The sequence below is a fragment of the Corallococcus sp. CA053C genome (assembly GCF_003611675.1).
GTDB lineage: Bacteria > Myxococcota > Myxococcia > Myxococcales > Myxococcaceae > Corallococcus.
Window position 1 is genome coordinate 1 of record NZ_RAWA01000501.1, and the last position, 6,321, is coordinate 6,321.

Consider the following 6,321-nt stretch of genomic DNA (forward strand, 5'->3'; position numbering starts at 1 on the left):
CGTGGGCGGCCTGTACCGCGTGGGGGACTGGGTGGGCACGGAGGGGATGCTCGCGGACGCCGCCCTCGCGAGCGCCGAGGCGGTGGAGGGCGCCCTGCTGCATGGCGCGCACGCACACCCGCGCCGCGCGGTGGGGGCGTAAACGGATGGACGACCGGGCAAGAGGCGCACTGGCGGAGGCGGCACGCGAGCACGAGTCCTTCCTCTGGGGACTCTGCTACCGGATGACGGGCGTGGCGGCGGACGCGGATGACCTGGTGCAGGAGACCTATGCGCGCGCCCTCGCGACGCCCCTGGCGCGGCTGGACGCGCTGCGCCCCTGGCTGACGCGCGTGGCGGTGAACCTGTCGAGGGACCACCTGCGGCGCCGCCGCCGCGAGGGCTACATCGGGCCCTGGCTGCCATCGCCGGTGGAGACAGGGGACGAAGAGGTTCCACCTTCGGTGGAGGCGAGGCTGCCGGGAGGCGGCTCGACGGAGGGGCGCTACGAGCTGCTGGAGAGCGTCTCCTACGCCTTCCTGCTCGCGCTGGAGGTGCTGTCGCCGAAGCAGCGGGCGGTGCTGCTCCTGCGGGATGTCTTTGATTACTCCGTGCTCGAAGCGGCCGAAGCGCTCCACATGAGCGAGGCGAACGTGAAGGTGGTGCACCACCGCGCGCGGGCGGCGATGGAAGGCTATGACCAGTCGCGCTGCGTGCCCACGCGGGACGTGCAGGAGCGCACGCGCGCCGCGCTGGAGGGCTTCCTGGGCGCGCTGCTGACGGGGGACGTGGCGGCGGCCGAAGCCCTGCTGGCCTCGGACGTCCGCGTGCTGTCGGATGGTGGCGGCAAGGTGCGGGCGGCGCATGTGCCGGTGGTCGGCGCGAAGCGGGTGCTCGGCTTCTTCTTCCGGCTGATGGAGCTGCGGGGCGCGCCCCTCGCCGCGGAGCCGCGGATGCTCAACGGGCTGCCGGCGGTGGTGGCGGTCTTCGACAAGGCCGCGGACCCGTTGCTCGCGGAGCGCTCGGTGATCCGCGCGGACGTGGACGCGAACGGACGCATCCGCGCGCTGCACGTGGTGCTGACGGACCAGAAGCTCACGGGCGTGCGCATGCCGGCGTGAGCCTTGGCGCTCACGGCCCCGGGGCGTCGACGATCTCCACGTTGCGGAAGTCGTCGCAGGGCTTCTTGAGGCCGAGCACGTACTTCAGCGAGCGCAGCTCCAGCCCCACCTTGGACCAGAGCCTGCGAGGCAGGCTGGGGCCCAGCGCCTCCGGGAGCGCCGCCGCGACCTCCCCCAGGTCGAAGTAGTGCGTCGCCGTGCGGCCCATGCCCTCGAAGTCGTGCTCCAGCGTCCGGGTGAGCTGGCGCAGCGCCGGGTCCAGCCGCTGGAGCACCGGGTCCGTCATCAGGACGTACTCCGGCACGGGGACGTCGTTCTTCAGCATCCGGTGCACGAGGATGACGTCCATCCCCGCGAGCTCCGTGAGGTGCTTCACCCGCTGGAACGCCACCTCGCCGTCATGGGCCACGAACTTGAGCGTCAGGGCGTTGACCTGCATGCACCCGTCGCACTTGCACATCCGGTCGATGATGAGCTGCTCGCGCCGGGCGAGGAACGCGCGGCGGATGTCCGCGACCTGCTGGGCGAAGGCCGCGGCGTCGTCCCCCACGGCATAGAAGAAGGCCGCGTCCCCCTCCAGCTTGGCGAGCTTGAACCGGCCGGAGGCGTCGATGACGGCTTCGAGCAGCTGCGCCACCGTGTCCTGCGCATGCGCGAGGCTGAACCGGTGGTGCTTCATGAAGCGGGTGTACCCGCCGATGTCCGCGATGAGCAGCAGGGCCTTCTCGATCGCCATGGGGCCGCCATGCTAGCGCAGGCCGAAGCAGAAGCGCCCTCCCGTCCGAAAGGACCGGGAGGGCGCTGGCCGCACCTCACTCCCGCGCCGTCAGGGGGCGGGGGCCGCGGACTCGTTCACGAACACGTCGTGGAAGTACGCGTTCGCATACTGCACGGGCACCGGGGTCCCGCTCAGGTAGGTGGGCGGGTTGTGGGTCACCACCAGGCCCTTGAACTGGCTGGCGGGCGGATGGGTGTCCGTCACGGTGTAGGCGCCGTACACCTCGGGTTGCGTGTCCCGCTGGAACACGAAGCGGTGGTTCGCCACGTCCCACTGGACCCGCAGCGCCGCCAGCTCGCCCTGGTGGACCCCGCCCAGGTCCGCCGCGAAGAGCTGCGTTCGGGTGGAGCACGCCGCGTTCGTGCACTGCTCGATGACCGCCTCCACCCGCAGGTTCTGGGAGCCCATGGGGTCCGTGGACCGTGAGACGGTGCGGATGGCCGCGATGACGTCGTCCTGCTGATTCTTGGAAGGGATGCCCGTCCGGGTGTTGAAGAAGTGGCCGGTGAGCTCGGCGGCGTTCACGGCCGCCGGGGCCGCCGGGTCCGTGCTCCCCGTGCTCCGGGCGTTGTTCAGGCGCACCTTCGCCGCGATGGCCGTCACCGCCGAGGCCTGGGAGAAGAGCAGGCCGAAGCTGCCCGCCGTCTCCGCACGGCTCATCAACCGCAGACGGGTGAAGGCCAGCTCACGGATGGACTCCAGCCGGGTGCCGGTCTGGGTGTCCACCCACCGCGCCGGGTCGATGCCGTGGATCGTCGTCGCGCGAGAGGGGTTGGGCTCTTTCGGGTTGAAGTTGTCGTAGGGCACCATCGGTTCGACCGCCTGGGCCGTGCCCCCCAGCACCAGTGCAAGCACCGCGCACTTCAGGTTCATCGTGCTCATGGCGACTCCACTTCCTTCACGTTGATGTAGTGCCGCACGCGAGCGATGTTGTCCGTGACGGCGTCCTGTCCCCGGGTCTCCACGGTGATGCCGTGCTCGTAGCCGTCGTTGAAGTTGCCCAGGAGCTCGACCTCGGTGATCCAGTCATTGGCCAGCAGCTCGCCCTTCACCCGGCGCAGCAGGCCGCTGTTCGCGAAGAAGGTGAAGTGGGCGTCCTTGTTGTCCATCTCCATGAGGGCGTTGCTCTCCGGGATGGAGTCGTAGTGGTCGTCCGGGCCGTAGTCGTCCTCCCAGAGGGCCGACGTCATGTTCACCGCCCCCGAGAACCCGACCGGCAGGTCCGGGAAGAGGGGGAAGTTGTCGGGGCCGGTGTGGACGGACCAGTTCGGGTAGATGGTCTGGTCCTCGATGAACTCCATGAAGGCGTTCGTCCGGGTGGCGCCATTGGCGCTCATCATCACGCGAGGCGTGTACCAGTCCGCGCAGCAGCCGCTCTGCGTCTCCAGGTCGATGACCTGCTTCACGGCGTACTCGACCCGGTGCTTCTTCATCGGGTTGTACTTGAGGACGTCCTTCACCCGCGCCAGCTTCACGGTCACGTCCACCATGGCGTGGTCCGACAGGCACTGCTGGGTGATGTTCCCCTCGGAGTCCACGCTGCCGGAGAGCGGATCGAACTGCGGGTTGACGCTCGCCGTGGAGCCGTTGAGCAACGCGAACGCGGGGAAGTCCGCCGTGTCCTGGGGAGGGAACACCAGGACGTAGTCGATGCGATCCTTGGCACCCAGCTCGCTCTCCACGGTGTTGGCGCAGATGGGGGACAGCCACGTCCCGGCCGCCTGCGGATCCGCCCCGGTGACCAGGCGGGCCAGGTCCCGCGTTTCGGAGAACTGGCTGTTGGCCTGCTCGAACTGGCTGAGCCCGCTGATGTTGAAGCGGCCGGGGCCCACCATGTCCGTGTAGTGGGCGAAGCCGACGTCCGTCTGGGTGCCCTTGGGGCCCAGGGTGTTCAGGTCCCCCAAGAGGAAGGCGGGGCGGTCCAGCCCGCTCGGCCACGTGCCCGCGGGAACGGCGTCCTTGATTTCAAAGGGGAAGAGGTTGGCGGTCAGGGGCCCGCCCTGGCGCACCTGCTGGACATAGCTCTGGATGTCAGCGAACTGCTGCTCGCGCACGGAGGTGTCTTCCCCGGACGTGTTGGCTCCCGCGTTGACGTGGGTGCAGAACACGTCGACGAACTCGGCGTAGTCGGTGCCCGCGGCGATGCGCGGGGTGTCGTGGTCGAGGATGACGACGGGGGCGGTCGCGGCGGGGGTGGCGATGCGCGCCCACAGCACGCCCTTGGCCTGGGCGCAGTCCGAGCCGGTGCACATACCGAAGGGGAAGTGGTGGACCCCGGCCTCGAGGATCTGCCGCGAGGACAGCAACACCAACCCCGTGCTGAAGATGGACGGCTGGAGGAGGTCGTCGTTCAGCTCGGCGACGTGCTGCATGGGCATCATGTTCGCCTTGATGCGCAGCAGGTTGACCTTCTCGATGAGCTCGCCGCGCTCATAGGACATCCAGACCTCGGAGAGGCAGACGACCTCCTTGTTGAAGATCTGCTGGGCGACGGTGTCGATCTCCCCCGAGCCGCCATCCGGGACCCAGGCGGTCACGTCCGGCATCTGCCCCACGTTCCACATCGTGAAGCTGAGCGGGATGGGCGCCGGGGCCTTGAACTCCAGCGTCTCCCAGGTCGCGGTCAGCAAATCGTCGGGAGGCATGGGGGCGTTGGGGAGCCCACCGCCGCCCACCGTCTGCGTGGTGCCACCCGTCGCGAGCGGCATGTGCAGGATGCCGAGTCCCAGCTTGCGCACCGTCGATGAGAGCGGCTCGCTCGCGGCGCCGACGGGCAGGCCCGGCGCCAGCTTGATCTCGAACTCGATGTGGACGTGGCCCGGGTCCGAGGCCGGGGTCGTCACCACCGCGGTGGTGGCCCAGGCTTCGCCCGCCGCCGCCAGCGCGCTCCAGCCTGTGCCGTTGCCCTTGTCCTGGGTGAGGCCCGTCGTGCCCGTCGGGCCGGTGGTGTAGCGAAAGCTGATGCGCCGGTCCTCGCTGCGGGGCACGTTCGCGCCAACAGCCAGACCGAGGGTCTCGTTGCGCTTCGCATCGAGCCAGAGGGTGACGATGCCCGACGAGGACAGGAACGTCCCGCTGGCGTTCTTGGGCCGGGCCAGGCGCATGCCGATGAAGAGCGACTGCGGGTGGCAGGGATTCTGGGGCCCCGCCACGTTGCACACGTTCGAGGCGTAGCTGGCGGTGTCCGACACGTACAGGAAGAGGTCCCCGTTGGGGCCGCCATTCACGTAGTCCTGCATCGGGAACTTCTTGCCGTCGGCGTACTCCAGGGGGGCCACCGCGCCGTCCGCCATGGGTTGGACGCACGGAACCCCGAAGGTGCAGGGGTTCGCGCCGTTCTGGGGAAGGAGCTGCGTGACGGGTGGGGCCGCCAATGCCCCTGTGGGGATGAGGCTGGCGAGGGCCAACAAGAGTGGAACGCGTTGCATGAATCCTCCGGGTGCCCTCACCCGGATTGCACCGCCCATGCCGCGCCGCTTCACCTGGGGCGCCGCGAAGCGGACCGCAACGCTTGCCGTCCGCGGGCAGGGCTGGCCGGCAGACCTTGCCAGCCCCGCACCGCTTGCCGGTCAGTCGTTGGCCGCGCCCGCGAGGATCCACGAGCGGACGAGGATGAGCTGGTCCGGGTGCTGATTGAAGTAGGTCTGGTTGTTGCGGGGCATGCGGGTCCCGCACGCCGTGCCCTCCAGCTTCTTGACGAGCGCGGACTGATCCGGGTCGCCGGGAGCGACGAGCTTGAGCGAGGTGCAGCCGTTGGCGGTGGAGGTGACATTGACCAGGCTGCTGTAGCTGCTCCCCGCCGTGAGGTTGAGGCCGCCGCTGGCGTCGTGGCAGCCGAGGCACGACGGGACGTTCTTCCACACGTTCTGGATGTCCGCGGTGTACCGGGGCACCGAGACGGGCACGGTGACGGTGCGGACCACGGGCATGCTCGCGCCATCCGTGACGCTCACGGAGAAGGTGAACGCGGTCTGCGTGCCCACCGCGGGCGAGTACCACTGCGCGCTCGCGCCGGAGGTGCCGCCCACCCAGGTGCCCGCTGAGGCAGGCGCGGCCTGCGACCAGGTGTAGGTCAGCGGATCTCCATCCGGGTCGCTCGCGGTGACGGTGAACGTGCCGGTCGCGCCGGCCAGCAGCGTCTTGGGCGCGGAGACGGTGGCGGCCACGGTGGGCGCCTGGTTGACCTTCCGGACGGCGACGTCGACGGTGCCCTGCGCGCGGCCTCCCTTCCCATCCGTGACGGTGACGCGCAGCGTGTACGTCCCGCTGGCGGTCACGTCCGGAGCGGTCCAGGTGGGCTGGCGGGAGCCGGGCGCGTTGAAGGCACCCCGGGGGGCGGCGGGGGCCACCTGCTCCCACGCATACGTGAGCGTGTCGTTGTCCGGGTCTGACGCGCTCGCGGACAGGGCCAGGGACTGCTGCTCATCAATGGGGGTGGAGGGC

At 69.8% G+C, this 6,321-nt stretch carries 5 protein-coding genes; 1 reads left to right on the top strand and 4 read right to left on the bottom strand.

Going from position 1 to position 6,321, the window contains the following annotated elements; all coding sequences use genetic code 11:
* Positions 1 to 146 precede the first annotated feature (146 nt).
* Complete coding sequence (locus D7V97_RS38405; protein WP_120615553.1) at positions 147 to 1,100, top strand: sigma-70 family RNA polymerase sigma factor; 954 nt, start codon at positions 147 to 149, stop codon at positions 1,098 to 1,100.
* Positions 1,101 to 1,110: 10 nt separating this feature from the next.
* Here the strand turns inward: D7V97_RS38405 and D7V97_RS38410 are convergent, their stop codons facing one another.
* The 4 genes from D7V97_RS38410 to D7V97_RS45005 all read right to left on the bottom strand — a co-directional run.
* Positions 1,111 to 1,836, bottom strand: a complete 726-nt coding sequence (locus D7V97_RS38410; RefSeq protein ID WP_120615554.1) for a DUF2652 domain-containing protein — start codon at positions 1,834 to 1,836, stop codon at positions 1,111 to 1,113.
* Between the two features lie 90 nt (positions 1,837 to 1,926).
* Entirely contained in the window at positions 1,927 to 2,760 is an 834-nt protein-coding gene (locus tag D7V97_RS38415) for a hypothetical protein (protein ID WP_120615555.1), read from the bottom strand.
* A complete protein-coding gene (locus D7V97_RS38420) occupies positions 2,757 to 5,306 on the bottom strand; it encodes a hypothetical protein (RefSeq protein ID WP_147445152.1) in 2,550 nt (849 codons plus the stop codon). The genes D7V97_RS38415 and D7V97_RS38420 overlap by 4 nt, the downstream gene beginning before the upstream one ends.
* Before the next feature lie 141 nt (positions 5,307 to 5,447).
* On the bottom strand, positions 5,448 to 6,321 hold an 874-nt coding region (locus D7V97_RS45005), incomplete at its 5' end, for an Ig-like domain-containing protein (protein ID WP_233583506.1).

What these genes read in the sequence shown, in the direction of transcription:
- D7V97_RS38410 (WP_120615554.1), bottom strand. Translation starts at nt 1,836, where the DNA reads ATGGCGATCGAGAAGGCCCTGCTGCTCATCGCGGACATCGGCGGGTAC.
- D7V97_RS38415 (WP_120615555.1), bottom strand. Translation starts at nt 2,760, where the DNA reads ATGAGCACGATGAACCTGAAGTGCGCGGTGCTTGCACTGGTGCTGGGG.
- D7V97_RS38405 (WP_120615553.1), top strand. Translation starts at nt 147, where the DNA reads ATGGACGACCGGGCAAGAGGCGCACTGGCGGAGGCGGCACGCGAGCAC.
- D7V97_RS38420 (WP_147445152.1), bottom strand. Translation starts at nt 5,306, where the DNA reads ATGCAACGCGTTCCACTCTTGTTGGCCCTCGCCAGCCTCATCCCCACA.